A 25,051-nucleotide genomic window follows, 5' to 3' on the forward strand; every position below is an offset into this window, starting at 1 on the left:
AGGACGATTGCCCACACGGCGGGTGGGCGGGGGTGCCTGGCCCGTGTCCGGGGCTCCTGGCCCCGTGCTCGGTCCCGCGCGGTGAGCCCGCGCGGTGGGGAGGAGTCCCACCCTCCGGCGGGTTCCGGCCCACGCGGGGGGTGGGCCGGGGCTCGTCCCGTGGCGGGCGGCGCGTTATTCGCGTGGCGACTTCGACGGTGTCGGCTTCGCCGGGGCGTTCTGTTCGTCCCGCCGCTCCCGTTCCCGCTCCGGCTCCGTGCGGAGCTCCTTCGGGAGTTCGGCCGACGGCTCTCCCAGGGCCGCCAGCGACTCCGCCGCCCTCGGCGCCAGCAGCGGCGAGAAGTGCGGGTTGATCCGCAGCGCCTCCGCCAGATGGCGGCGGGCCGGGCCGTGTTCCTCCAGGACCCGTTCGATCTCGCCCCGGTGGTACGAGAAGAGGGCGCTCCGCAGCCCCTCCTCCGTGGCCCTTTTCGCGTACTCCATGGCCTCCTTGGGCTCACCCGACCGGTACAGCGCCCACCCCAGCGCGTCCGCCACCCGCACCGAGCGGTGGCCGCGCGCCCACTCCGCCCGCATCCGGGTGACCGCCGCCGCCGGGTCGCCGTGGTCCGCGTCGAGCAGTGCCAGGGCCACCTCCCCGCCCGCCCAGGTACCCGTCCGCAGCCGCTCGTACAGCGCCCGCGCGTCCCCGTCCAGGCCCAGCGACCCGGACAGTTCGCCCGCCTCCAGGACGTACTCGGGCAGCGGCAGCCGGGCCAGCGCCGCCCGCCAGTCCCGCAGCGCCTCGTCCGTGCGGCCCAGCGCCGTCAGGGCGCGCGCCCGGCCCGCGAGCGAGGGTCCGTGGTCCCGTACCTGCGTCAGCGCCGCCCCGAACCGCGCGAGGGCCTCGTCCGGTTCGCCCCGCTCCCATGCCAGGTCCCCGAGCCGCGCCAGCGCGGCCGCCTTGTCCGGGGCCGTCTCCGCCAGCGCCACCGCGTCGAGCGCCGCGGCGTCCGCGTCCTCGCGCCAGCCCCGGTCGCGGTAGGTCTGCGAGGCCCTGGCCCGCACCACCGCGCCCGCGTGGAGCCCCTCCAGGGCCTCCATCGCCTTCCGGGCCGCCTGGTAGTCCCCGAGACCGTTGTACGCGTCCATCAGGACCGGGTACGCGGGCCAGCGCTTCGGATCCGCCTTCCGGACCTTCTCGCCCCACTCCTTCGCCGACTTCCAGTCGCCGCGCGCCCCCGCGAGCGCCCCCAGACCCAGCTGGGCGGCCGTGTTGCCGCGCGCGGCGGGCCGTTCGGCGAGCGAGCGCCGCAGCGCCTTCTCGGCACGCGGGTAGTCCCGTACGTCTCCGAGGCGCACGCCCCGCTCCGTGTACGCCGCGCCGAGCTCCGCCCAGGACCCGTCGTCGTCCGGGTGGGCGCGCAGCCACTTCTCCCTGTCGGTGATCAGCGCGGCCAGGTCCGGGAGCGCCGCCTGCGCGCCCGCGTGGGCCGCGGTCGTCGCTCGCTCCGCAGGACCCGGCGGGCGGCGCCGCGGCTCCTGGTCGAGGAACTCCGGGACGTAAAGAAGTGCCGTCGCCGCGAGCACCGCGCCCACCCCGGCCGCCAGGACCGTCCTCGACACGTTCTGCGTCTTCATGGCGCTCACTGTGCGCCCGCCCGCACCTGTACGAAGAGCACACGAAGCGCTCGCCCCGGCAGGTTCACACCGATGGCCCCGGGTGCCACGCTGGAGGCATGGACGATCTTCTGACGCGGCTGCGCGCCGGGCTCCCCGCCGAGGCGCTGCTCACCGATCCGGACGTGACCGCTTCCTACGCGAACGACATGGCGAGCTTCTGCGAGGCCGGTGCCCCCGCGGTCGTCGTGCTCCCGCGCACCGTCGAGCAGGTGCAGCACGTCATGCGCACCGCGACGGAACTCCGCGTTCCCGTGGTCCCCCAGGGAGCCCGCACGGGCCTCTCCGGCGGCGCCAACGCCTCCGAGGGCTGCATCGTGCTCTCCCTGGTCAAGATGGACCGCATCCTGGAGATCAACCCGGTCGACCGGATCGCCGTCGTCGAACCGGGTGTCGTCAACGCGGTGCTGTCACGGGCGGTCGCCGAGCACGGCCTCTACTACCCGCCGGACCCGTCCAGCTGGGAGACGTGCACCATCGGCGGAAACATCGGTACGGCCTCCGGCGGTCTGTGCTGTGTGAAGTACGGGGTGACGGCCGAGTACGTCCTCGGCCTCGACGTCGTCCTCGCCGACGGCCGGCTCCTGAGCACCGGCCGCCGCACCGCCAAGGGCGTCGCCGGCTATGACCTGACCAGGCTCTTCGTCGGCTCGGAGGGCAGTCTCGGCATCGTCGTCCGGGCCGTGCTCTCGCTCCGGCCGCAGCCCCCGGCGCAGCTCGCGCTGGCCGCCGAGTTCCCCTCCGCGGCCGCCGCCTGCGCGGCCGTCTGCACGATCATGGAGCGCGGCCACACTCCGTCGCTGCTCGAACTCATGGACCGCACCACCGTCCAGGCCGTCAACAAGATGGCGCGCATGGGGCTGCCCGACACCACCGAGGCGCTGCTCCTGTGTGCCTTCGACACCCCCGACCCGGCCGCCGATCTGGCCGCCGTGGCGGAGCTGTGCGTGGCGGCGGGCGCCACCGAGGTCGTCCCGGCCGCGGACGCCGCCGAGTCCGAACTCCTCCTCCAGGCGCGCCGGCTCTCCCTCACCGCCCTGGAGACGATCAAGTCGGCGACGATGATCGACGACGTGTGCGTGCCGCGGACGCGGCTCGCCGAGATGCTCGCCGGCACGGCGGCGGTCGCGGAGAAGTACGACCTCACCATCGGCGTCTGCGCGCACGCCGGCGACGGCAACACCCATCCCGTCGTCTGCTTCGACCACACCGACGAGGACGAGTCGCGGCGCGCGCGGGAGTCCTTCGACGAGATCATGGCGCTCGGGCTCGCGCTCGGCGGCACGATCACCGGCGAGCACGGCGTGGGCGTCCTCAAGAAGGAGTGGCTGGCACGGGAGTTGGGGCCGGTAGGGCTGGAGCTCCAGCGCGGGATCAAGGCCACCTTCGACCCGCTGGGGCTGCTCAACCCCGGAAAGCTCTTCTGACGCCTGGGACTCCTGGGCTGACGCCTGGGACGCCCGGGACCCCTGGGCTGACGCCTGGGACCCCTGGATTCGCACGGGTACGGGGCTCACTGCTCGCCGTCCTGCGACTCGTCCGACGGCCACGGGTCGCGCAGCCACAGCTCGTCGGCGATCACGGTGGTCGCCAGGAGTTCGGCAAGGCCGTCGTCGATGCCGAGCCGGTCGGACTCGGTGCCCGGCGGCACCGCGCGCAGGGTCCGCTCCAGCCAGGCGGACACCTGCGCCGAGGGGGCTTCGAGCAGGGCGTCGCCGTCGGGGGAGGAGAGCGCCATCAGGACGACGCTGCGGCCGTCGACCTTCGTGGGCCAGATCCGCACGTCGCCGTGACCGCAGGCCCGGAACACGCCTTCGACCAGGAGTTCGCGCGCGAACGTCCAGTTGACCGGGTGGTCGGTGCCGATGTGGAACGTGATGTGGACGGCGTACGGGTCGTCGGTGCGGTAGGCGAGCCGGGCGGGGACGGGGATGGTGCGCTCGGGGGAGAGCACCAGCTTCAGCTCCAGCTCGCGCTCGACGGTGGTGTTGTCGGTGTTCTGCATGGTCGTACTCCCTCTCGCGGACCGGCCCCGGTCGGGCCTTCAGCAGGAGAGAGCGGGGTACCCACGGCTCATTACGCGACTTCGGGAAGTTTTTTCGGGAAGTTTTTCCGGGCCGCGGAGCAGGGCGTATGTACCGGCCCGAACATCACCGGGAGTGATCGATTCCGGTACGTGTCCCCCCGAAGGCGGGCTTTCTCCCAGGCTCTTTGTTCCCTCGGGGGCGTTCTTCGTTACTGTCCTCCTTGGGCGCGGCACGCCCGGCACGCGGCCGCGCGGATCAAGGGCGTTGTGACTGAACGGAGTCGGGGCAGTGGCTACTCCTCCTGGAGGCGGCGGAGAGGTACCGCAGGCGGGGTACTACCCGGACCCGTCCATTCCCGGGTACATCCGGTACTGGAACGGGGGCGCCTGGGTGCCCGGTACGAGCAGGCCCGCGCCCGCGGACGGTGAGGTTCCGCCGGGCCCGCCGGCCTCGGCGATCCCGGCCGGGCCGATCCTGGCCTCCGGACCGGCACCCGCACCGGCCGCCGCGCAGCCGGCCCGGCCCGAACCGGAACCGGTCCAGCCGCATCAGCCCGCGCGGCACCAGCCGCAGCAGCCCCACGAGCCGCAGCAGCTCCAGCAGTCCCACGAGCCGCAGCACCCCCACGAGCCGCACCAGCTCCACGGGCAGCCGTACCAGCCGCAGCCCGTTCCCGGGCTCGAGCCCGTGCGCCCCGCCGCCTCCGTACCGGCACAGGCCCAGGCGCCCGCGCAGCTCCCCGCGCCGGACCGGACGCCCGCAGCGCTCCCCGCGCCGGACCGGACGCCCGCCCTCGCCCCCGTACCCACCGTGGAGGAGACCGGGCCCGTCTTCTTCGACGAGGAGCCGGCCCCCGCGGAACCCGCGTCCGCCTGGCAGGCGGACACCTCCCGCCAGACCGGTTTCGGCGGCGACCGCGACCAGAAGGTCTCCTGGGGCGCGCCCCGGACCCCCGACCCGCGCACCCCGGCGGACTGGCCCGTCGCCGGTGCGGGTGAACCCGAGCCCGAGAGCGAGGCGCGCTCCGTGGCCCCGGCGACGGACCCCCGGGCCACCGGGGGAGCCGCGCGCCTCGGCGGGATGCCGGTCACGCCGATCCCCACCCCCGCTCCCGCCCCCGCGCCCGCCGCGGCCCCTCAGAAGCCCCAGCCGACTCCGCGGGCACCCAGGCCCCAGCCGGCTCCCCAGCCGGCCCCCGAGCCCGCGGCGACGGCCGCCCCGGCCCCCGCGCCCGCCCCCGCTCCCGTACACCAGGCGCCCGCGACCCCCTCCTGGGCCCAGCAGGCCCAGTCCCAGCCGCGACCCCAGGCACAACAGCCCCAGGCACAACAGCCCCGAGGACAGCAGCCCCAGGCACAACACCCCCAGCCGCAGCAGCCCCAGTCTCAGGACCCGCAGCAGCCCGTCGTCCCCTGGAAGCCGCCCGTCGACGACCTGTTCGTCCAGGCGGCCCGCGCGCAGGCCTCGGCGCGCCCCGCCGGGCTCGGCCGGAGGCTGATCGCCCGGCTGATCGACTCCCTCGTCCTGGGCGCGCTCGTCGGTGTCGCCGCCTTCCCGTTCGTGACCGCGGCCCTCGACCACATCAACGGCAAGATCGAGGCGGCCAAGCAGTCCGGCGTCACCGTCCAGGTGTGGCTGGTCGACGGCACGACCTCCGTGCAGTTCGGCATCGCGCTGGCGGCGTTCTTCGTCATCGGCGTCCTGTACGAGGCGCTGCCCACCGCCAAGTGGGGCCGCACGCTCGGCAAGAAGCTGTGCGGGATCGAGGTGCGGGACATCGAGGCGCACCAGCCGCCGCGGTTCGGGGCGGCCCTGCGCCGCTGGCTCGTCTACAGCGTCCTGGGACTCCTGGCCATCGGCGTCCTCAACGTCCTGTGGTGCCTCTTCGACCGTCCCTGGCGGCAGTGCTGGCACGACAAGGCCGCCCGGACCTTCGTGGCGCGCTGATCCGCGGGCCGCGGCCGGGGGTCCCCCGAACGGGCGGTGATTCCTTGCGGGGCCGCCCGGCCCGGGATGCACTGCCCCCATGAGCACCGACCAGCCGCCGCCCGGCCAGCCGCCCGAGGAGGACCCGTTCCTCAAGAGGCCGCAGGAGCCTCCGCCGCCCTCCGCGGGCCAGCCGCCCCCGTCCGGACCGCCGCCCTCCGGACCGCCCCCGGAAGGGCCTCCGCCGGGGGGCCCGCCGCCCGGGGGCCCGCCGCCCGGAGGCCCGCCGCCCGGGAGTCCGTACGGACCCACGGGCGGTTCGCCGTACGGTCCCCCGGGCGGCTCCCCGTACGACAACGCGCCGCCTCCGCCCCCGTACGGCGGCTACGGCGCCGGGTACGGAGGGACCGATCCGCTCTCCGGGATGCCGCCGCTCGCCGAGTCCGGCAAGCGCATCATCGCCCGGATCATCGACTGGCTGATCATCGCGATCCCCCTGGCGGTCATCGGCATCCCGTTCAAGATCTACTCGCGGGCGAGCGAGGACGGCAACGACTTCGGCGACACGGTCAACAGCCTCAACGGCGGTAGCCAGCTGGTCTTCCAGCTGATCACGATCGTCGCGTACGTCGCGTACGACACGGTGATGGTGGCCAAGAACGGCCAGACCCTCGGCAAGAAGTGGATGAAGCTGCGGGTCGCGATGCTCAACGACGGTTCGACGCCCCCGATGAGCCAGTCGCTGCTGCGCGCGATCGTCCTGTGGCTGCCCGCCCTGATCTGCTGCGCCTGCCTGTGGCCGCTGCTCCTGCTGATCCTGATCCTGGTCGACAAGCCCTACAAGCAGGGTCTGCACGACAAGGCGGCGAAGACGGTGGTGGTCTCCGTCCCGCAGTAGCCGAAGTAGCCGAAGTAGCCGCAGTAGCCGAAGTGGCCGAAGTGGCCGAAGCAGGAAGTGTCACGAACCGGTCCGGGTATCGACTCCCGCGCCCACACGCGCGGTCGGTACCCGGACTTCTTCGTGTGCGACGGGTGCCGGAGTCGGTGCGGTGGTCTTGACGCCCGCCGTCCGCAGCGGCATCGTCACCGCCACGAGCAGTCCGAGCAGCAGGCCGGCGAGGCTGATCACCGTGATCCCGAGCGTGCTCGTCGTACCGGAGAGCAGCAGCAGGGCGACGGTCGCGAGGACGACGGTGGCCGAACCGTAGGTGAGTTGCGCGGCGTTCGGACGCTGCATGACACGTACCGCCCTCTCAGGACAACGGTTCGACTCTAAGACCGTGGATGCCCGGGAGGAAGCGAAGTAAGCGTGACCTCACCCACGATGCGGGGGCACGGGGTGCACGGGGGGCGCACGGAGCCGTGGGTCGTGTGATTTTTCCCCGTAAGGTGCCCGTTGATCGTCCGATAATCGGAATTCACCTCCCACATAGTGCAGTTGGTATGTCCAAGTCAAGATCTGTCTTTTCTTGTCTCCCTCCGGTCGAATGTCGTCACTTGTGACGCGCGACCCGCCGGACGGACACCCCACCTTCGGTCCGAAGCGCGGGCGCCGGGGAGGACATACCAAGTGACCAACAGACGACGGGCGATCAGAACGTCCGCAGTTGTTGTGGCGCTCGCGGCCACCGCCGCTACCGCCTCGACCTTCACCACCGCATGGGCCGACAATCACGGCAGCGTGAACCCGGCCGACGTCCGTCACGACCCGGCGCCCGGCGCCGGCGACGGACACGGACACGGCCACGGGGTCGACAAGACGGCGGTCGACCACGACCTCGACGGCCCCTTCAGCGAGCAGCAGGAGCAGCAGCGCAAGGCTGCCCTGGAGCAGGTGCTGAGCGGCGAGTCGAAGGTGGAGCGCCGAAACGGCTCCCAGGTCGTCAAGCTCGACGACAAGAAGTACGTCGAGCTCGGCCGTGAGAAGACCGACAAGATCTTCACGATCCTCGTCGAGTTCGGCGACAAGGTGGACAACACCACCCTCGTCGACCGCGCGGACGACGAGACGACCGAGCTGAAGCCGAAGTTCGGCGGCACGCCCGGTCCGCTGCACAACCAGATAGCCGAGCCGGACCGTGAGCACGACAACTCCACGGCGTGGCAGGCGGATTACAACCAGAAGCACTTCCAGGACCTGTACTTCGGCACCGGCAAGGACGCCGCGGGGCAGCCCAAGCAGTCGCTGAAGACCTACTACGAGAAGACCTCGTCCGGCCGTTACTCGGTCGACGGCGGCGTCTCCGACTGGGTCAAGGTCGAGTACAACGAGGCCCGCTACGGCTCGAACTACTGCGGCAACAGCAACTGCTCCAACGTCTGGGACGCGGTCCGCGACGGCGTCACCGCCTTCGTGGCCGACCAGAAGGCCAAGGGCCGCACCGACGCCCAGATCAAGGCCGACATGGCCCAGTACGACCTCTGGGACCGGTACGACTTCGACGGCGACGGCAACTTCAACGAGTCCGACGGGTACATCGACCACTTCCAGATCGTCCACGCGGGCGAGGACGAGTCCGCGGGCGGCGGCGCCCAGGCCGGCGACGCCCTGTGGGCCCACCGCTGGTACGCGTACGGCACCAACGCGGGCAAGACCGGCCCGGCGAACAACAAGGCCGGCGGCACGCAGATCGGCGACTCCGGCATCTGGGTCGGCGACTACACGATGCAGCCGGAGAACGGCGGCCTCGGCGTCTTCGCGCACGAGTACGGTCACGACCTCGGTCTGCCGGACCTGTACGACACCTCCGGCGCCCGGGGTGCCGAGAACTCGACCGGCTTCTGGTCGCTCATGTCCTCCGGCTCCTGGCTCGGCCGCGGCAAGGACGCCATCGGCGACCTGCCCGGCGACATGAACGCCTGGGACAAGCTGCAGCTCGGCTGGCTGAACTACACCAAGGTCGCCGACGAGGCCCGCAAGTGGAACTCCACCCACAAGCTGGGCGTGGCCGCGTACAACACCGAGAACCCCCAGGCGCTCGTCGTCGAGCTGCCGAAGAAGGCCGTCACCACCGATGTCGTCGCGCCCGCCGAGGGTGGCACGCAGTGGTGGAGCAACATGGGTGACGACCTCAAGAACACCCTGACCCGCTCCGTCGACCTGACGGGCAAGACGTCCGCCTCCCTGAAGCTCAAGGGCTGGTACGACATCGAGCTCGACTACGACTACCTCTACACCGAGGTGTCGACCGACGGCGGCGCCAACTGGACGGCCCTGGACGGCACCGCCGACGGCAAGCCGCTCCCGCGCGACGCCAGCGGCGCCCCGGCGCTGACCGACGTCTCGGGCACGCACAAGGAGCTCGTCTACGGCCTCGACGCCTACGCGGGCAAGAAGTTCGACCTCCGCTTCCGCTACCAGACGGACGGCGGCGCCGGCGGCAAGGGCTTCACGGCCGACGCCATCACGCTGACCGCCGACGGTGCCACCGTCTTCGCGGACGGCGCCGAGAACGGTGACAACGGCTGGGCGGCCAAGGGCTTCTCGCGGGTCGGCAAGGGCTTCACGAAGGAGTACGAGCAGTACTACATCGCGGAGAACCGCCAGTACGTCTCGTACGACGCCACCCTCAAGGTCGGCCCGTACAACTTCGGGTTCACCGGTGACAAGGCGAGCTGGGTCGAGCACTACCCGTACCAGAACGGTCTGCTCATCTGGAAGTGGGACCTCTCCCAGAAGGACAACAACACCGCGGTCCACCCGGGCCAGGGTCTGATCCTTCCGGTCGACGCCCACCCGACCCCGCTGAAGTTCAAGGACGGCAGCCTGATGCGCAACCGCGTCCAGGCCTACGACTCCACCTTCGGCACCTACCGGACCGACAGCCTGCTGCTCCACAAGGCCGACGTCGCGGCGTTCGTCCCGTCGCTGCCGGGCAACCCGGTCTTCGACGACCGCAAGGGCACGTACTGGCTCAAGGAGACGGAGCGCGCCGGTGTCCAGGTAACTGACACCAACACCAAGATCCAGGTCGTGAAGGAGCCGAAGAACGGCGACACGATCACGGTTCGCGTGGGTCCGTCCACGAAGTAATCGGTAAAACTGCAGGTCAAAGCATGATCGGCCGTCGCCCCTCTAGCGGGCGACGGCCGATCGTGTTTAGGTGCGTCTGACGCTTCAGACCGATGTTCTTATTGACAGTCGATCCACGGGGGAGTGGTTCCGCATGCCCAACGGAGGGTTCTGCAAGTTGCCGGGAGGCAGTGTGGTCGTCGCGATAGGGCTGCCCAGCCCGGCCCGCGACGGCGCCAGTGTCCGCTTCCTGGTGCATGCCGCGAACCGCGCCCGCGCCCTCACCCGGCTGCGGAACCTCGGCCTGCGGGCGGTCTACCTCCGGGGCAACACCGAACCGCCCACGCCGGACGAGATCACGGCCGTCCTCCACCACCCCGACGGCCTGCTGTGGAGATCCGCGCCCGGCGCCGCCCAGGAGCTCTGGCACCCCGTACGGTCCCTCCCCAGGGAACCGGCGGCGTAGCGAACGGCGCCGCGGCGAGCGTCCTACGGGACCACCGGCTTGCCGGTCAGCTCCACGCCCGCCGTCCGCAGCTCCTCCAGGGCCCGGTCCGTCGTCTCCTTCGCGACGCCGGCCGTCAGGTCGAGCAGCACATGGGTGCGGAAGCCCTCACGGGCCGCGTCCAGGGCCGTAGCCCGCACACAGTGGTCGGTGGCGATGCCCACCACGTCGACCTCGGTGACCTCCCGCTCGCGGAGCCACTCCGCGAGCGTCCGCCCGTTCTCGTCGTGCCCCTCGAAGCCGCTGTAGGCCGCGTCGTACGCGCCCTTGTCGAAGACGGCGTCGATCGCCCCGCTGGCGACGGCCGGCGCGAAGTTCGGGTGGAAGCCGACCCCCTCCGTGCCGGCCACGCAGTGCACCGGCCAGGAGGTGACGTAGTCCGGCTCCGCACCGGCCTGCGCGAAGTGCGCCCCCGGGTCGACATGGTGGTCGCGGGTGGCGACCACATGCCGGTAGGAGGTGCCCGCCGTCTGGCCGACCAGGTCGGTGATGGCGGCGGCGACGTCCGCGCCGCCGGTCACCGCGAGGCTGCCGCCCTCGCAGAAGTCGTTCTGAACGTCCACAACGATCAATGCGCGGTGCATGGCGGGTGTCCTTAGCGCGTCGGGGAGGGGTGGGACCGAGCCTAGAGACTCGGCCCGCCCACCGGGAGGGGGCGGGTCCGGTCTCCGTAGGGCTCCAGGGGGTCTCTTGTCGGTCGGGCCGGGCCCGACCGACACCCCCTACATGTACTCCGTCGGCAGCACCGGCTCGCCCCGGGAGAGCTGGATCGCCGACATCGGCAGCCCGGCGCGGGCCGCGATGTGCCGGGACCGCGCGGCCTCCAGGGGCTCCCTGGCCACCACGTCGCCGCCCTTGACCAGCTCGACCAGGAGCTGGTGGTCGGCGAGCTCCGGCGGGACCGGGCCGGTGCCCACCACCTCCGCCTCGGCTACGCCGTACGCGTCGGGCCGGCGCGCCGCCCACTTGCGCCCGCCGACCGAGGCCTTGCCGCCGAGGGACTTCTTGGCGACCGGGGTGAGGGGCGCCTTGAGGTCGGCCGAGGAGGCGCGGGCGACCAGCTTGTAGACCATGGAGCAGGTCGGGTGGCCGCTGCCGGTGACCAGCTGGGTGCCCACCCCGTACGCGTCGACCGGCGCCGCCGCGAGGGAGGCGATGGCGTACTCGTCGAGGTCCGAGGTGACGACGATCTTCGTGTCCCGCGCACCCAGCTCGTCGAGCTGCTGCCGGACCCGGTGGGCGACGAGCAGCAGGTCGCCGGAGTCGATCCGGACGGCCCCGAGCTCGGGGCCCGCCACCTCGACGGCGGTACGGACGGCCTCGGTCACGTCGTAGGTGTCGACGAGCAGGGTCGTACCGCGGCCGAGGGTCTCGACCTGCGCCTGGAAGGCGTCCCGCTCGCTGTCGTGGAGGAGCGTGAAGGCGTGGGCGGAGGTGCCGACGGTCGGGATGCCGTAGCGGAAGCCGGCCGCGAGGTCCGAGGTGGCCTCGAAGCCGCCGACGTACGCGGCGCGGGAGGCGGCGACGGCCGCCAGCTCGTGGGTGCGCCGGGCACCCATCTCGATGAGGCGGCGTCCGCCGGCCGCGGCCGACATGCGGGAGGCGGCGGCCGCGATGGCCGAATCGTGGTTGAGGATGGAGAGGATCACCGTCTCCAGGAGCACGCACTCGGCGAAGGAGCCCTCGACGCGCAGGACGGGCGAGCCGGGGAAGTACACCTCGCCCTCGGGGTAGCCCCAGATGTCGCCGGTGAAGCGGTAGCGGGCGAGCCATTCCAGGGTCGGCTCGTCGACGATGCCCTGCTCGCGCAGGAAGCCCAGGACGGCGGGGTCGAAACGGAAGTTCTCGACGGCGTCCAGGACCCGGCCGACGCCCGCGAGGACGCCGTAGCGCCGGCCCTCGGGCAGTCGCCGGGTGAAGACCTCGAAGACCGAGCGTCGGTCGGCGGTGCCGCCCCGGAGGGCTGCCTGGAGCATGGTCAGCTCGTACTGATCGGTGAAGAGCGCGGTCGACGGCACGTCCACCGGCAGCCCAAGGTCCGCAGCGTTCATGTCAGCGATGCTAGCGCAGAAATCGTCAGAGTGACGAATAGTGGGTCGAGTGGGTGACGAGCGGGTGACCCGTTTGTGCGACGGGCCCTCCGGGGTGGCAGCATGGGGTGAGTGAGCGTCGCGCCTATTGAGATCGAACGTACGGAATCGGCCGAGGAGGTCTCCGCGGTCGTCGAACCGGACGTGCCCTGGGTGACCCTCGTGCACAACGATCCGGTCAACCTGATGAGCTACGTGACCTACGTCTTCCAGGCGTACTTCGGCTACTCCAAGGACAAGGCGCACAAGCTGATGCTCGACGTGCACCACAAGGGCCGCGCGGTGGTCTCCAGCGGCACCCGCGAGGAGATGGAGCGCGACGTGCAGGCGATGCACGGCTACGGCCTCTGGGCGACCCTCACCCAGGACCGCGGCTGATGGCCGGGCGCTTCGAGACCCTGCCCGGCGGTGGCGCGGCCGTCGCCCTCGACGACGTCGAGATCTCCATCCTCCGCTCCCTCGCCGTCCAGCTCATGGAGCTGATCGGGCCGGGTGACGAGCCCGCCAAGGACGCCGACCCGCTGGCCGCGCTCTTCGCCGAGGGCCCCAGCAAGCCGCCGTCCGACCCCGCGCTCAAGCGCCTCTTCCCCGACGCGTACGGGGACGACAGCGAGGAGCTGCGTGCGGCCGCCTCCGACTTCCGCCGCTTCACCGAGAACGACCTGCGGGCCCGCAAGCGCGACGACGCCCTCGTCGTCGTCCGCGCCCTCGACGCGCTCTCCGCCGACACGGCGGGTGAGGGCGGCGCCGTCCTGAAGCTGACCCTGGACGAGTCCCGCGCCTGGCTCGGCGCGCTCAACGACCTCCGGCTGACCATCGGCACCCGCCTGGAGATCACCGACGAGGAGGGCGAGCAGCTGTACCGGCTGCCGGACTCCGACCCGCGCAAGCCGATGGTGATGGCGTACCTCTGGCTGGGGGCGCTGCAGGAGTCCCTCGTCGAGACCCTGATGCCGTAACCGCACCCCCGTGTGCACCCCTTCTTCGCGGGGTGTTCGCTCAGCGGACGCTCAAATCCGGATAACGAATGCGTTATCAGAGCGTCCGCTTTGGCGTCTTGGATCCCTTTCATCCGCCGTTTTCTGTGGCGTGCGCCACACGCAACTCCCTCGATCACGTCCCACCCCGTGATAAATCTTCACGACCGCTCGGGGACGCCACCCCTGTCCCCGAGGGCGCTTTGGCCGGCGGACCGCCGGTAGCACTCCATCCACATCCGGGGGGATCAGGATCTGATCCGCGGCAGACGCACTCGCAGTCGCGCGGATCAGCATGGAGAAAGGCGCACCACCATGACCTCTGTGCAGGTCGACAAGCAGCACGACGGCACCGACGGGGCCGTGGACGGCGGCGAGGGCTACCAGCGTGGCCTCGGCGCCCGGCAGATCCAGATGATCGCGATCGGCGGTGCCATCGGCACCGGCCTCTTCCTCGGCGCCGGCAAGGCCATCGCCAAGGCGGGGCCCAGCCTGATCCTCGCGTACGCCATCGCGGGCCTGGTCATCTTCTTCATCATGCGCGCCCTCGGCGAGCTCCTCATGTACCGCCCCGTGTCCGGCTCCTTCGCGGAGTACGCACGCGAGTTCGTCGGCCCGTTCTGGGGCTTCGTGACCGGCTGGACGTACTGGCTCTTCTGGGTCGTCACCGGCATCACCGAAGTCACCGCCGCGGCCACCTATATGACGTACTGGTGGGACATCCCGCAGTGGATCTCCGCGCTGGTCTTCACCGTCATCCTCTACGGTGCCAACCTGATCTCCGTGAAGCTCTTCGGTGAGCTGGAGTTCTGGTTCTCCATGGTCAAGGTCACCGCGATCATCGGCATGATCCTGATCTGCGCCGGCATCCTCACCATCGGCTTCTCCGACGCCGGCGACACCGCCTCCGTGACCCACCTGTGGGACCAGGGCGGCTTCTTCCCGACCGGCATCGGCAGCACGCTGATGACCCTGCAGATCGTCATGTTCGCGTTCCTCGCCGTCGAGCTGGTCGGCGTCACCGCCGGCGAGTCCAAGGACCCGAAGACCGTCCTGCCCAAGGCCATCAACACCGTGCCGTGGCGCATCGCCGTCTTCTACGTCGGCGCGCTGATCATGATCCTGTCGGTCGTCCCGTGGACCGAGTTCCAGCCGGGCGTCTCCCCGTTCGTCGCCGCCTTCGAGAAGATGGGCCTCGGCGTCGGCGCCGCCATCGTCAACTTCGTGGTGCTGACCGCCGCCCTCTCCTCCTGCAACTCGGGCATGTACTCCACCGGCCGCATGCTGCGCGACCTCGCGCTCAACGGCCAGGGCCCGAAGGTCTTCACGAAGCTCACCAAGAGCGGCACCCCGCTGCTCGGCCTGACCTTCTCCGCCTCGCTCATGCTGGTCGGCGTCTGGATCAACTACGTCGCCCCGGGCAAGGCCTTCGAGTACGTCGTCTCCTTCGCCACCATCTCCGGCATGTGGGCCTGGGTCATGATCCTGGTCTGCCAGATCCGCTACCGGGCCAAGGCCAACCGCGGCGAGCTCCCCGAGTCCACCTTCAAGGCCCCCGGAGCCCCGTACACCAGCTGGTTCGCGCTCCTCTTCATCGGCATGGTCATCGTCATGATGGGCATCGACGAGGGTGCCCGGGTCTCGCTGTACGCCGCCCCGGTCTGGGGTCTCATCCTCGGCGTCTCCTACCTGGTCCTGAAGTCCCGCAACCCCGAGGGCGCCGCCTTCGCCAAGCGGCACTGACCGGACCCCACGAGCGGTCGCCCCGGGCCGTCCCCAAACGGCCCTGACCTCGATCGTCTCGGCATGCGGGCCGTTTCGTACCACTCCCCGGTACGGAACGGCCCGTCGGCTTATCCTGTCGGCATGCTGACCATCACCCGGGCCCTGTACGACCAGATCGTGGACCACTCCCGCAAGGACCACCCCGACGAGGCCTGCGGCGTGGTCGCGGGCCCGGCCGGCACCGGCCGCCCCGAGCGGTTCATCCCGATGCTCAACGCCGCCCGCTCGCCCACCTTCTACGAGTTCGACTCCGCGGACCTGCTCAAGCTCTACCGCGAGATGGACGACCGGGACGAGGAACCCGTCATCGTCTACCACTCGCACACCGCGACCGAGGCCTACCCGTCCCGCACGGACATCTCGTACGCCAACGAGCCCCAGGCCCACTACGTCCTCGTCTCCACCGCCGACAGCGACGGCGCCGGCCCCTTCCAGTTCCGCTCCTTCACCATCGTCGAGGGCGTCGTGACCGAGGAAGAGGTCAAGGTCGTCGAGGAGTACGAGGCCTGAGACACTGGCCCGGACCTACGGGCGGCAGGACCCAGGAAGCCGGTGCGAATCCGGCACGGTCCCGCCACTGTGACCGCCTCCCCGGGGAGACGGAAGCCAGGAACTGACCTGCCGCCTGCCACCACCGATCGGGGACGTGGAAATCCCCGGAGGAGGCACGTTCCGTCATGTCCTGGACCCGTCGCACCCGTCGCACCCCTCTGCCCCTGACGCCCCTGCTGTCCGCCGCCGTCCTGCTCCCGCTGCTCGCCGCCTGCGCGGCCCCCGCGGCACGGACGCCCGCCGCCGAGGCCGCCCCGGGATTCCCGTACACCGTCTCCAACTGCGGTGTGAAGACGACCTTCAAGGCCCCGCCGAAGCGCGCGGTCACCATGAACCAGCACGTCACCGAGGTCATGCTCGCCCTCGGCCTGGAGAAGTCGCTCATCGGCACCGCCTACCTCGACGACGCGATCCTCCCCGCCTACAAGAAGGCGTACGACTCCGTCCCCGTCCTCGCGAAGGAGTACCCCTCCAAGGAGGCCCTGCTCGCCGCCGACCCCGACTTCGTGTACGGCGGCTACTCCTCCGCCTTCGCGAGCAAGGACGGCCGCAGCCGCGACGACCTGAAGCGCGCGGGCATCGACACCCGGCTCAACACCGAGTACTGCCCCTCCGGTTCGCCCTCCGTCGACGACCTCTACCGCGAAGTCGACGAGATCGGCAGGACGTTCGGCGTCCCCGACCGGGCCGAGACGTGGGTCCGGGAGGCGCGGGCCGCTGTCGCCGCCACCGAGAAGCGCCTCAAGGACACCGCGCCCGTCTCCGTCTTCGTCTACGACAGCGGCGACAAGACCGCCTTCACCGCGGGCGGCAAGGGCATCGGCAACGACCTCATCACCCGGGCCGGCGGCCGGAACGTCTTCGCCGACCTCGACAAGGCCTTCGGCGACGCCACCTGGGAACAGGTCGTCGCCCGCAAGCCCGAGGTCGTCGTCATCTACGACTACGGCTCCACCACCGTCGAACAGAAGAAGAAGCGGCTCCTCGACGACCCCGCCCTCAAGGACGTCCCCGCGATCAAGAACCGCCGGTTCGCCGTGATGCCGCTCTCCGACACCGTCCTCGGCGTCCGCGTCCCCGCGGCCGTCGACAAACTGGCGACCCAGCTCCACCCGACCCAGCTCCACCCGGCCCGATGAGCACGGCCCTCCGCGAGGCCGGGCCACGGACCCCCGTCCGGGCCCCGGCCCTGGCCCCCGCGCGCCTCCGGTACGCCCTGGTCGTCGCCGGGCTCGTCCTCGCCCTCGCCGCCGCGGCCCTCGCCGCGCTCGCCCTCGGCTCCGTCCGCGTCCCGCCCGGCCAGGTCCTCGACGCCCTCACCGGACGCGCCGCCGACCCCTCCCCGTACCGGACGATCGTCCTCGACGTACGGCTGCCCCGGGTCCTGCTCGGCGCGGTCGTCGGCGCCGGACTCGCCGTCGTCGGAGCCGTCCTCCAGGCCCTCGTCCGCAACCGGCTCGCCGACCCCTTCCTCCTCGGGATCTCCTCCGGCGCCTCCGCCGGAGCCGTCCTCGTCCTGGTCGCCGGCGGGGGAGTGGGCCTCGTCGGAGGCGTGACCACCACGCTCGCCCTGCCCGCCGGCGCCTTCGCGGGCGCCCTGCTCTCCCTCGTCCTCGTCTACGGGCTCGCGCGCCGCGGAGGGACCCTGACCAGCACCCGGCTCGTCCTCGCCGGAGTCGCCGTCTCCTACATCCTGTCCGCCCTCGCCACCCTGCTCCTCGTCGTCGCCGGACGCCCCGAGCAGTTCCAGGAGGCCATGTACTGGTCCCTCGGCGGCCTCGGCAGCGCCCGCTGGGACACCCTCGCCCTGCCCGCCGTCGCCCTCGCCGTCGGCGTCGCCGCCCTCCTCACCCTCGCCCGCCCCCTCGACCTGCTCCTCGTCGGCGAGGAGGGCGCCACCGTCCTCGGCCTGGACACCGCCCGCTTCCGCGCCGCCGTCTTCGTCCTCGCCTCCCTCGTCACCGCCGTCATGGTCGCCGCGAGCGGAGCCGTCGGCTTCGTCGGCCTGATGGCCCCGCACGCCGCCCGGCTCGCCGTCGGCGCCCCGCACCGCCGGCTCCTCCCCGTCGCCGCGCTCGGCGGAGCACTCGCCCTGGTCCTCGCCGACCTCGCTGCCCGGACCCTCGCCGCACCCCAGGACATCCCCGTCGGCATCCTCACCGCCCTCACCGGCGGCCCGTTCTTCCTCTGGCTGATGCGCCGCCGCCCGGAAGGAGCCCCGCTGTGACCCGCCGGAAGGAGCCCCCTGCGACCCGCCCGGAAGGAGCACCGCTGTGACCGAACTGCGCCTGCGCGGCCTCTCGTACGAGAACCGGCTCCGCTCCGTCGATCTCACCGTCCGCCCCGGCGAGACCGTCGGCCTCATCGGCCCCAACGGCAGCGGCAAGACCACCCTCCTGCGCTGCGTCTACGGCACCCTCACCCCCACGGCGGGCCGCGCCCTCCTCGACGGCGACGACCTCCACGCCCTCGGCCCCAAGGCCCGCGCCCGCCGTGTCGCCACCGTCCCCCAGGACAGCACCCTCGCATTCGAACTCACCGTCGGCGAACTCGTCGCCCTCGGCCGCTCCCCGCACAAACGGTTCTGGGAGGGCGACACCGGCGCCGACCGGGAGCGCGTCGAGGCCGCCCTCGCCCGCGTCGGCCTCGCGGACCTCGCCGACCGCCCGTACCCCACCCTCTCCGGCGGCGAACGCCAACGCGCCCTGGTCGCCCGCGCCCTCGTCCAGGACCCGGCCCTCCTCGTCCTCGACGAACCCACCAACCACCTGGACATCCGCCACCAGCTCGACGTCCTCGCGCTCGTCCGCACCCTGGGCACCACCAACCTGCTCGCGCTGCACGACCTCAACCTCGCGGGGGCGTACTGCGACCGGATCTACGTCCTGGAGCGCGGAAGGCTCGTCACCGGCGGCACACCCGCCGAGGTCCTCACCCCCGCCCTCCTGGAGGCCGTCTACGGGGTGGATGCCGAGGTCATCCCGCATCCGAGGACGGGGAGCCCCACCGTCCTCTTCCAGCACCGTCCGGCAGTCGGTCAGGAATCATCCACCATGTGAGATCACATTCCGAAACCCGGACCGGGAATCGATACGATGAGCCCATGGTTTCCCACGACGTGAGCGAAGAGACTCCGGGCACAGTCCTGCTCGTCGCGCGCCTGCACGTCGACCTGTGCCGCCTCGCCAGCGCGATCTGTTCGTCCCGCGCTGCGCTCTGAGCGACCGGCCGAGCGCACTTACGTACGACCCCCCTCCGCGCGGGGGCCCCAGCAGCGCGCCCATCACGCCACTTCCGACAGGAGCCCACGCCATGGCCATCGAGGTCCGCATCCCGACCATCCTCCGCACCTACACCGACGGCCAGAAGGCCGTCGAGGGCAGCGGCGGCACCCTTGCCGAGCTCTTCGCCGACCTGGAGTCCCGCCACACCGGGATCGAGGCCCGCATCGTCGACGAGGGCAAGCTCCGCCGCTTCGTCAACGTCTACCTCAACGACGAGGACGTCCGCTTCCTCGACGGCATCGACACCAAGCTCACCGACGGCGACAACGTCACGATCCTGCCGGCCGTCGCCGGTGGCATGGTCTGATCCACATGCGCTACGACTCCTCGCTGGCGGCGGTCGGCAACACGCCGCTCGTCCGCCTCCCCCGGCTCTCGCCCTCGGACGACGTCCGCATCTGGGCGAAACTGGAGGACCGCAACCCGACCGGCTCGGTCAAGGACCGCCCCGCGCTCCACATGATCGAGCAGGCGGAGAAGGACGGCCGCCTCACCCCCGGCTGCACCATCCTGGAGCCGACCAGCGGCAACACCGGCATCTCCCTCGCCATGGCCGCCAAGCTCAAGGGCTACCGCATCGTCTGCGTCATGCCCGAGAACACCAGCGAAGAGCGCCGCCAGCTGCTCTCCATGTGGGGCGCCGAGATCATCTCGTCCCCCGCGGCGGGCGGATCCAACACGGCGGTACGCGTCGCCAAGGAGATCGCGGCCGAGAACCCGACCTGGGTGATGCTCTACCAGTACGGCAACCCGCACAACGCGGGCGCCCACTACGCCACCACCGGCCCCGAGATCCTCGCCGACCTGCCCTCCATCACCCACTTCGTGGCGGGCCTCGGCACCACCGGCACCCTCATGGGCGTCGGCCGCTACCTGCGCGAGCAGAAGCCCGACGTCAAGATCGTCGCCGCCGAGCCGCGGTACGACGACCTCGTCTACGGCCTCCGGAACCTCGACGAGGGCTTCGTACCGGAGCTGTACGACGCCTCCGTCCTCACCACCCGCTTCTCCGTCGGCTCCGCCGACGCGGTCACCCGCACCCGCGAACTCCTCCAGCAGGAGGGCATCTTCGCGGGCGTCTCCACGGGCGCGGCCCTGCACGCGGCCATCGGAGTCGGCAACAAGGCGGTGAAGGCGGGCGAGAGCGCGGACATCGCCTTCGTCGTCGCCGACGGAGGCTGGAAGTACCTCTCGACGGGCCTCTACACAGCGGCCACGACGGAAGAAGCAATCGCAGCAGTCCAGGGCCAGCTCTGGGCATAGCGCCCCCCGTTGCCTGAACCCGCACCACGCGGGCCCGCACCGAAAGCCGGTAGGGCTACCGCGCCAGATGGCGGACCCGGTCCCAGACGACCGGGTCCGCCATCCCCGCTTTCCGCCGGAAATCAACCACCGGCACCTCGCGGAGCTCATCCGTCTCCAGAAAGCTCGGCCGCCCCTGCGCGTCACCCACCGCGCCCGGCGGCAGCGCGATCACACCCGGCCGCTCGTCGTGGTACTTGCTGGTGATCTTCGCGACGAGCGCGCAGTCCCCCCGTACCGACAGCACCAGACAGGGCCGGTCCTTGGACCCGGGCCCGTCCTCGAAGGGCACGTCCGCCCACCAGATCTCCGCGGCCCGCGGCAACCGCGACGGAGCCTGCCGCGGCCCCGCGGGCCGACCGGGCGGCCGGGTCGGCGGCCGGGTCCGTCCCGAGGGCGAGGGCCGCCGTCCCCGCTGCGGGCGCGACGACCGCCTCCACCCGTCGGCGAGCGCCACCACCAGCGCGATCACCACGACCGCGACCAGCGCGGGCCACCACGACGTGTCCATACCTCAAGACGGTACCGGCGCACGGCTCACGTCGCCGACGCGGCCCGCCATCCATCCGAACCGGTGACAGAGCCCGTGAGTTCGCCCACAACAGGCCACCGCAAAGGAGCGACAGGCCCGGCAGCGCCTTACGCTCGACAGACCGCACAGCCTCCCCCCTTCCCCAGCGCGCTTTCCGTATCCGTCCACGGAGGTTCACGCTCCATGAAGCTCACCGTCGTCGGCTGCTCCGGGTCGTTCCCGTCCGCGGATTCGGCCTGTTCGAGCTACCTCGTCGAGGCCGACGGCTTCCGGCTGCTCCTCGACATGGGCAACGGCGCCCTGGGCGAGCTGCAGCGACACATCGGTCTGTACGACCTCGACGCGATCTTCCTCAGCCATCTGCACGCGGACCACTGCATCGACATGTGCGGGTACTTCGTCGCCCGCTACTACCGGCACGAGGGCGGACGCTGCGACGCGATCCCCGTCTACGCCCCGGAGGGCGCCGAGCAGCGCCTGACCACGGCGTACGCGGACACCCCGTCGCCCACCTCGATGAGCGAGGTCTTCGACTTCCGCACCCTGAAGTCGGGCGCCTTCGAGATCGGCCCGTTCTCCGTCCGTACGGAGAAGGTGTGCCACCCGGTCGAGGCGTACGGCATCCGGGTCGAGCACGACGGCCGCTCGCTGACGTACTCCGGGGACACCGGGGTCTGCGAGTCGCTGCACAAGCTCGCCGAGGGCACGGACCTCTTCCTCTGCGAGGCCTCCTTCACCCACGGCAAGGAGGACATCCCGGCCCTCCACCTCAACGGCCGCGAGGCGGGCGCCGAGGCGACCCGCTCGTCGGTGGGCCGGCTGGTCCTCACCCACATCCCGCCGTGGACGGACGGCGAGCAGAACCTGGCGGACGCGCGCGCGGTGTACTCCGGGCCGTCGGAGCTGGCGAGGCCGGGCGCGGTCTACGAGATCTGAGCCGTACTCGTACGCGTATGAGTACGGGGAAGGCCCCGGAACCTGGACGGTTCCGGGGCCTTCCCTTCGTACGGGTGAGGCTCACGCCTTGGTGAGGTCCTCGATCTCCTCGTCGGGCTCGCGGCCCGGCGTCGGGAGGTTGAACTTGGTGATCGCGAAGCGGAAGACCACGTAGTAGATCGCCGCGAAGACGAGACCGATCGGGATGATCAGCCACGGCTTGGTCGCGAGGTTCCAGTTCAGCAGGTAGTCGATACCGCCGGCCGAGAAGGTGAAGCCCGCGTGGACACCGAAGGCCCAGGTGACGGCCATGGACACGGCGGTCAGGACGGCGTGGATCGCGTACAGGACCGGCGCGATGAACATGAAGGTGAACTCGATCGGCTCCGTGATGCCGGTGACGAAGGAGGTCAGCGCGAGGGAGACCATCATGCCCATCACGGCCTTGCGGCGCTCGGGGCGAGCGGCGTGGGCGATGGCGATGGCGGCGGCCGGGAGGCCGAACATCATGATCGGGAAGAAGCCCGACATGAAGATTCCGGCGCTCGGGTCACCGGCGAAGAAGCGGTTGAGGTCACCGTGGACGACCTCGCCGGCGGCGTTGGTGAAGTCACCGATCTGGAACCAGGAGACGGTGTTCACGAACTGGTGCATGCCGACGGGGATCAGCGCGCGGTTGATGAGGCCGAAGAGGCCGGCGCCACCGGCGCCGAGGCCGGTCATCCACTCGCCGAAGCTGGAGATGCCCTCGCCGATGGGCTCCCAGACCAGGCCGAAGACGACACCGACGAGGGTGCCGACGAAGGCCATGATGATCGGGACGAGACGGCGGCCGTTGAAGAAGCCGAGCCAGTCGACGAGCTTGGTCCGGTGGAACTTCTGCCACAGGACGGCCGCTATGAGACCCATCAGGATGCCGCCGAGGACACCGGGGTTGTTGAACTTCGCGGCGACGTCGACACCCTTGTTGGCGGTCGTGTTGACCACGGCGTCGGCGATGGGGAAGGCCTTCAGCACGTTGCTGTAGACCAGGAAGCCGACGAGCGCGGCCAGGGCGGTGGAGCCGTCCGCCTTCTTGGCGAAGCCGATGGCGACACCGATGCAGAAGAGCAGGGGCAGGTTGTCGAAGACCGCGCCGCCGGCGGTGGCGAAGACGGAGGCGACCTTGTCCCAGCCGAGACCCTTGTCGCCGAACACGTCGGGCTGGCCGAGACGGAGCAAGATACCCGCGGCCGGCAGCACGGCGATCGGCAGCTGCAGGCTGCGACCGACCTTCTGCAGGCCCTGGAACAGGCCGGATCCGCGCTTCTTCGCGGGAGCGGCGGCCTGGGCGGTGGCCGTACTCATCAACTTCCTCCAGTAAGGCAAGGCGCCGCCAGAGGACAGTGGAAAGGGGGGGACGGCGACGTCTCGTGGAACGCGGTGGTCTGGACCGCGTGGTCTACACCAATGAGTGGTGTAGACCAGTTGTAGCACGTGAGACTTAGATAAGGAACCTGCGAATTTTGTGTGCTCAGCCATAGCTGGAAATGCACGACATAAGGCCCCCGGACCGTCAGGTCCAGGGGCCTTTCGCGGGCCTTATGAAGGGGACGAAAGCCCCGGATCGGTCAGGCCTCGGAGGGTGCCGGCGGGGTCACTTGATGTTGTCCCGCTCCATCTCCTCCTCGACCTCCTCCGGTTCGCGGCCGGGCGTCGGGAGGTTGAACTTGGTGATCGCGAACCGGAAGATCGCGTAGTACACGACCGCGAAGGCGAGACCGATCGGAATGATCAGCCACGGCTTCGTCGCCAGGTTCCAGTTGATCACGTAGTCGATCAGACCGGCCGAGAAGCTGAAGCCGTCCTTCACCCCGAGCGCCCAGGTCACCGCCATCGACACACCCGTGAGCACCGCGTGGATCGCGTACAGCAGCGGCGCGATGAAGAGGAACGAGTACTCGATCGGCTCGGTGATGCCGGTGACGAACGAGGTCAGCGCGACCGACAGCATCATGCCGCCGACCTCCTTGCGCCGGTGCGGCCTGGCGCAGTGGGTGATCGCCAGCGCGGCCGCCGGAAGCGCGAACATCATGATCGGGAAGAAGCCCGTCAGGAACTGGCCGGCGTTCGGGTCGCCCGCGAGGAACATGGGGATGTCGCCATGGACCGTCGTACCGTCCGGCTTCTCGTACGTGCCGAACTGGAACCAGATCGGCACGTTCAGGAACTGGTGCAGGCCGATGACGAGCAGCGCCCGGTTCGCCAGACCGAAGATGCCCGAACCCCACGAACCGAGTCCCACCAGCCAGTCGCTGAAGTTCTCCAGACCCTCACCGATCGGCGGCCAGACCCACAGGCACAGCGCGGCGAACGCGATCGCCACGAACGTCATGATGATCGGGACCAGACGGCGGCCGTTGAAGAAGCCCAGCCAGTCGACCAGCTTCGTCCGGTGGTACCGCTGCCACAGGTACGCGGTGAGCAGACCCATCACGATGCCGCCGAAGACACCGGGATTCTGGTACGTGTAACCGGCGAAGGAGTCGTCGACGGCGAGGCAGCCACCGCTGATGTCCTTCGTCCCCGCCGGGCAGTCCTTCGGAAACTGGCGCAGCACGTTGAAGTAGACGAGGAAGCCGACGACCGCCGCGAGCGCGGTCGAGCCGTCCGACTTCTTCGCCATGCCGATCGCGACACCGATGCAGAACAGCAGCGGAAGACCGAGGTTGCCGTCGAGGAGGGCCCCGCCCGCGCCCGCCATCACCTTGGCGACGTTGTCCCAGCCGAGACCTTCCGCGCCGAAGACGTCCGGCTGCCCGAGCCGATTGATGATGCCGGCGGCCGGCAGCACGGCGATGGGGAGCTGAAGACTGCGCCCCATCTTCTGCAGCCCCTGGAAGAGTCCGCCCCATAGGGACTTCTGCGGCCGCGCCGCGGCGCTGTCCGTACTCATCGGCGTCCTCCCTGCCCGGAACAAGCCGGGTCCGCATCTCGTTGCACACTGGTGTAGACCAGTTGCGATAGGCTCCCCGGAGCCCGCTGAGGACAGGCCGCCGGTGATCGTCATCATTCGGTAGAACGATGGCACTCGCTCGCGAAGTTGGGCCAACCGTGGGTTACCGTGACAAAGCGGACCGCAGGTGCGCCGAGATTCGCGTACGGGCGAACGGAACGGACAGGGAGAAACACATGGCCAGCAAGGCTGAGAAGATCGTCGCCGGGCTCGGCGGCATCGAGAACATCGAAGAGGTCGAAGGCTGCATCACCCGCCTGCGCACCGAGGTCGTGGACCCGTCCAAGGTCGACGAGGCCGCCCTCAAGGCCGCCGGCGCCCACGGCGTCGTCAAGATGGGCACCGCGATCCAGGTCGTCATCGGCACCGACGCCGACCCGATCGCCGCCGACATCGAAGACATGATGTAAGCAGCCGCATCAGCCGAAGGGCCCGTTCCGGCAGGGGAACGGGCCCTTCGTCATGTACG

General features: G+C 70.7%; 25 protein-coding genes and 1 riboswitch. Of the genes, 17 read left to right on the forward strand and 8 right to left on the reverse strand.

The genetic code is table 11. The features are described from left to right. Positions 1-174: 174 nt before the first annotated feature. Positions 175-1,620: a tetratricopeptide repeat protein gene (locus tag N5875_RS24275; protein ID WP_338495935.1), complete on the reverse strand. Its 1,446-nt coding sequence runs from the start codon at positions 1,618-1,620 to the stop codon at positions 175-177. Positions 1,621-1,718: 98 nt separating this feature from the next. Between N5875_RS24275 and N5875_RS24280 the strand changes: the two genes are divergently transcribed. Next, entirely contained in the window at positions 1,719-3,086 is a 1,368-nt protein-coding gene (locus N5875_RS24280; RefSeq protein ID WP_338495938.1) for an FAD-linked oxidase C-terminal domain-containing protein, read from the forward strand. Positions 3,087-3,172: 86 nt separating this feature from the next. Here N5875_RS24280 and N5875_RS24285 read toward each other — a convergent pair whose 3' ends face one another. Continuing rightward, positions 3,173-3,664: an SsgA family sporulation/cell division regulator gene (locus tag N5875_RS24285; RefSeq protein ID WP_318210034.1), complete on the reverse strand. Its 492-nt coding sequence runs from the start codon at positions 3,662-3,664 to the stop codon at positions 3,173-3,175. A 310-nt stretch (positions 3,665-3,974) separates the two neighbouring features. Between N5875_RS24285 and N5875_RS24290 the strand changes: the two genes are divergently transcribed. Both N5875_RS24290 and N5875_RS24295 read left to right on the forward strand, forming a co-directional pair. Beyond that, complete coding sequence (locus tag N5875_RS24290) at positions 3,975-5,633, forward strand: RDD family protein (protein ID WP_338495941.1); 1,659 nt, start codon at positions 3,975-3,977, stop codon at positions 5,631-5,633. Positions 5,634-5,712: 79 nt separating this feature from the next. Continuing rightward, on the forward strand, positions 5,713-6,510 hold the full coding sequence (locus N5875_RS24295; protein WP_318210032.1) for an RDD family protein: 798 nt from the start codon (positions 5,713-5,715) through the stop codon (positions 6,508-6,510). A gap of 60 nt (positions 6,511-6,570) precedes the next feature. Here the strand turns inward: N5875_RS24295 and N5875_RS24300 are convergent, their stop codons facing one another. Further along, positions 6,571-6,849: a hypothetical protein gene (locus N5875_RS24300; RefSeq protein WP_318210031.1), complete on the reverse strand. Its 279-nt coding sequence runs from the start codon at positions 6,847-6,849 to the stop codon at positions 6,571-6,573. Positions 6,850-7,182: 333 nt separating this feature from the next. On the opposite strand from N5875_RS24300, the gene N5875_RS24305 reads away from it, so the two are divergent. Together N5875_RS24305 and N5875_RS24310 are read left to right on the forward strand one after the other, a co-directional pair. Then, a complete protein-coding gene (locus N5875_RS24305; RefSeq protein WP_318210030.1) occupies positions 7,183-9,645 on the forward strand; it encodes an immune inhibitor A domain-containing protein in 2,463 nt (820 codons plus the stop codon). Positions 9,646-9,778: 133 nt separating this feature from the next. Next, a complete protein-coding gene (locus N5875_RS24310; RefSeq protein ID WP_209495058.1) occupies positions 9,779-10,090 on the forward strand; it encodes a hypothetical protein in 312 nt (103 codons plus the stop codon). A gap of 23 nt (positions 10,091-10,113) precedes the next feature. Here N5875_RS24310 and N5875_RS24315 read toward each other — a convergent pair whose 3' ends face one another. Together N5875_RS24315 and N5875_RS24320 are read right to left on the reverse strand one after the other, a co-directional pair. Further along, on the reverse strand, positions 10,114-10,713 hold the full coding sequence (locus tag N5875_RS24315) for a nicotinamidase (RefSeq protein ID WP_338495947.1): 600 nt from the start codon (positions 10,711-10,713) through the stop codon (positions 10,114-10,116). Positions 10,714-10,851: 138 nt separating this feature from the next. Then, the gene (locus N5875_RS24320) at positions 10,852-12,180 is read right to left on the reverse strand and encodes a nicotinate phosphoribosyltransferase (protein ID WP_318210028.1); all 1,329 of its coding nucleotides are present in this window, start codon (positions 12,178-12,180) and stop codon (positions 10,852-10,854) included. A gap of 111 nt (positions 12,181-12,291) precedes the next feature. On the opposite strand from N5875_RS24320, the gene clpS reads away from it, so the two are divergent. From clpS to N5875_RS24370, 10 genes are all read left to right on the forward strand, one after another. Continuing rightward, a complete protein-coding gene (clpS, locus tag N5875_RS24325; protein WP_030222252.1) occupies positions 12,292-12,597 on the forward strand; it encodes an ATP-dependent Clp protease adapter ClpS in 306 nt (101 codons plus the stop codon). Next, on the forward strand, positions 12,597-13,178 hold the full coding sequence (locus N5875_RS24330; protein ID WP_318210027.1) for a DUF2017 domain-containing protein: 582 nt from the start codon (positions 12,597-12,599) through the stop codon (positions 13,176-13,178). Before clpS ends, N5875_RS24330 begins: the two co-directional genes overlap by 1 nt. A gap of 333 nt (positions 13,179-13,511) precedes the next feature. After that, positions 13,512-14,939 carry an amino acid permease gene (locus N5875_RS24335; RefSeq protein ID WP_338495956.1) on the forward strand — a complete coding sequence of 476 codons (1,428 nt, stop codon included), beginning with the start codon at positions 13,512-13,514 and terminating at the stop codon, positions 14,937-14,939. A gap of 123 nt (positions 14,940-15,062) precedes the next feature. Beyond that, positions 15,063-15,491 (forward strand): M67 family metallopeptidase, encoded by a 429-nt coding sequence (locus N5875_RS24340; protein ID WP_338495959.1) that lies wholly within the window; start codon positions 15,063-15,065, stop codon positions 15,489-15,491. Positions 15,492-15,523: 32 nt separating this feature from the next. Then, a riboswitch (cobalamin riboswitch) is annotated at positions 15,524-15,597 on the forward strand. Positions 15,598-15,658: 61 nt separating this feature from the next. Continuing rightward, on the forward strand, positions 15,659-16,672 hold the full coding sequence (locus N5875_RS24345) for an ABC transporter substrate-binding protein (protein ID WP_338495960.1): 1,014 nt from the start codon (positions 15,659-15,661) through the stop codon (positions 16,670-16,672). Continuing rightward, positions 16,669-17,760 (forward strand): iron ABC transporter permease, encoded by a 1,092-nt coding sequence (locus N5875_RS24350; RefSeq protein ID WP_338495961.1) that lies wholly within the window; start codon positions 16,669-16,671, stop codon positions 17,758-17,760. Before N5875_RS24345 ends, N5875_RS24350 begins: the two co-directional genes overlap by 4 nt. Before the next feature lie 46 nt (positions 17,761-17,806). After that, complete coding sequence (locus tag N5875_RS24355; protein ID WP_318210022.1) at positions 17,807-18,592, forward strand: ABC transporter ATP-binding protein; 786 nt, start codon at positions 17,807-17,809, stop codon at positions 18,590-18,592. A 44-nt stretch (positions 18,593-18,636) separates the two neighbouring features. After that, the gene (locus N5875_RS24360) at positions 18,637-18,753 is read left to right on the forward strand and encodes a putative leader peptide (protein ID WP_315986240.1); all 117 of its coding nucleotides are present in this window, start codon (positions 18,637-18,639) and stop codon (positions 18,751-18,753) included. Between the two features lie 92 nt (positions 18,754-18,845). Continuing rightward, positions 18,846-19,124: a MoaD/ThiS family protein gene (locus N5875_RS24365; protein WP_318210021.1), complete on the forward strand. Its 279-nt coding sequence runs from the start codon at positions 18,846-18,848 to the stop codon at positions 19,122-19,124. Between the two features lie 5 nt (positions 19,125-19,129). Next, positions 19,130-20,080 (forward strand): cysteine synthase, encoded by a 951-nt coding sequence (locus N5875_RS24370; protein ID WP_209495054.1) that lies wholly within the window; start codon positions 19,130-19,132, stop codon positions 20,078-20,080. A 55-nt stretch (positions 20,081-20,135) separates the two neighbouring features. On the opposite strand, the gene N5875_RS24375 is transcribed toward N5875_RS24370, so the two are convergent. Next, on the reverse strand, positions 20,136-20,630 hold the full coding sequence (locus N5875_RS24375) for a type II toxin-antitoxin system PemK/MazF family toxin (protein ID WP_318210020.1): 495 nt from the start codon (positions 20,628-20,630) through the stop codon (positions 20,136-20,138). Positions 20,631-20,834: 204 nt separating this feature from the next. On the opposite strand from N5875_RS24375, the gene N5875_RS24380 reads away from it, so the two are divergent. Next, on the forward strand, positions 20,835-21,587 hold the full coding sequence (locus N5875_RS24380; protein WP_318210019.1) for an MBL fold metallo-hydrolase: 753 nt from the start codon (positions 20,835-20,837) through the stop codon (positions 21,585-21,587). Between the two features lie 81 nt (positions 21,588-21,668). Here N5875_RS24380 and N5875_RS24385 read toward each other — a convergent pair whose 3' ends face one another. Both N5875_RS24385 and N5875_RS24390 read right to left on the reverse strand, forming a co-directional pair. Then, positions 21,669-22,934, reverse strand: a complete 1,266-nt coding sequence (locus tag N5875_RS24385; RefSeq protein ID WP_318210018.1) for a PTS transporter subunit EIIC — start codon at positions 22,932-22,934, stop codon at positions 21,669-21,671. Between the two features lie 289 nt (positions 22,935-23,223). Next, a complete protein-coding gene (locus N5875_RS24390) occupies positions 23,224-24,522 on the reverse strand; it encodes a PTS transporter subunit EIIC (protein WP_338495966.1) in 1,299 nt (432 codons plus the stop codon). Between the two features lie 128 nt (positions 24,523-24,650). On the opposite strand from N5875_RS24390, the gene N5875_RS24395 reads away from it, so the two are divergent. After that, positions 24,651-24,992 carry a PTS glucose/sucrose transporter subunit IIB gene (locus N5875_RS24395; protein WP_318210016.1) on the forward strand — a complete coding sequence of 114 codons (342 nt, stop codon included), beginning with the start codon at positions 24,651-24,653 and terminating at the stop codon, positions 24,990-24,992. Positions 24,993-25,051: the final 59 nt, after the last annotated feature.

Origin of the sequence: Streptomyces sp. SJL17-4, from assembly GCF_036826855.1 — a bacterium.
In the GTDB taxonomy this organism is placed as follows: domain Bacteria; phylum Actinomycetota; class Actinomycetes; order Streptomycetales; family Streptomycetaceae; genus Streptomyces.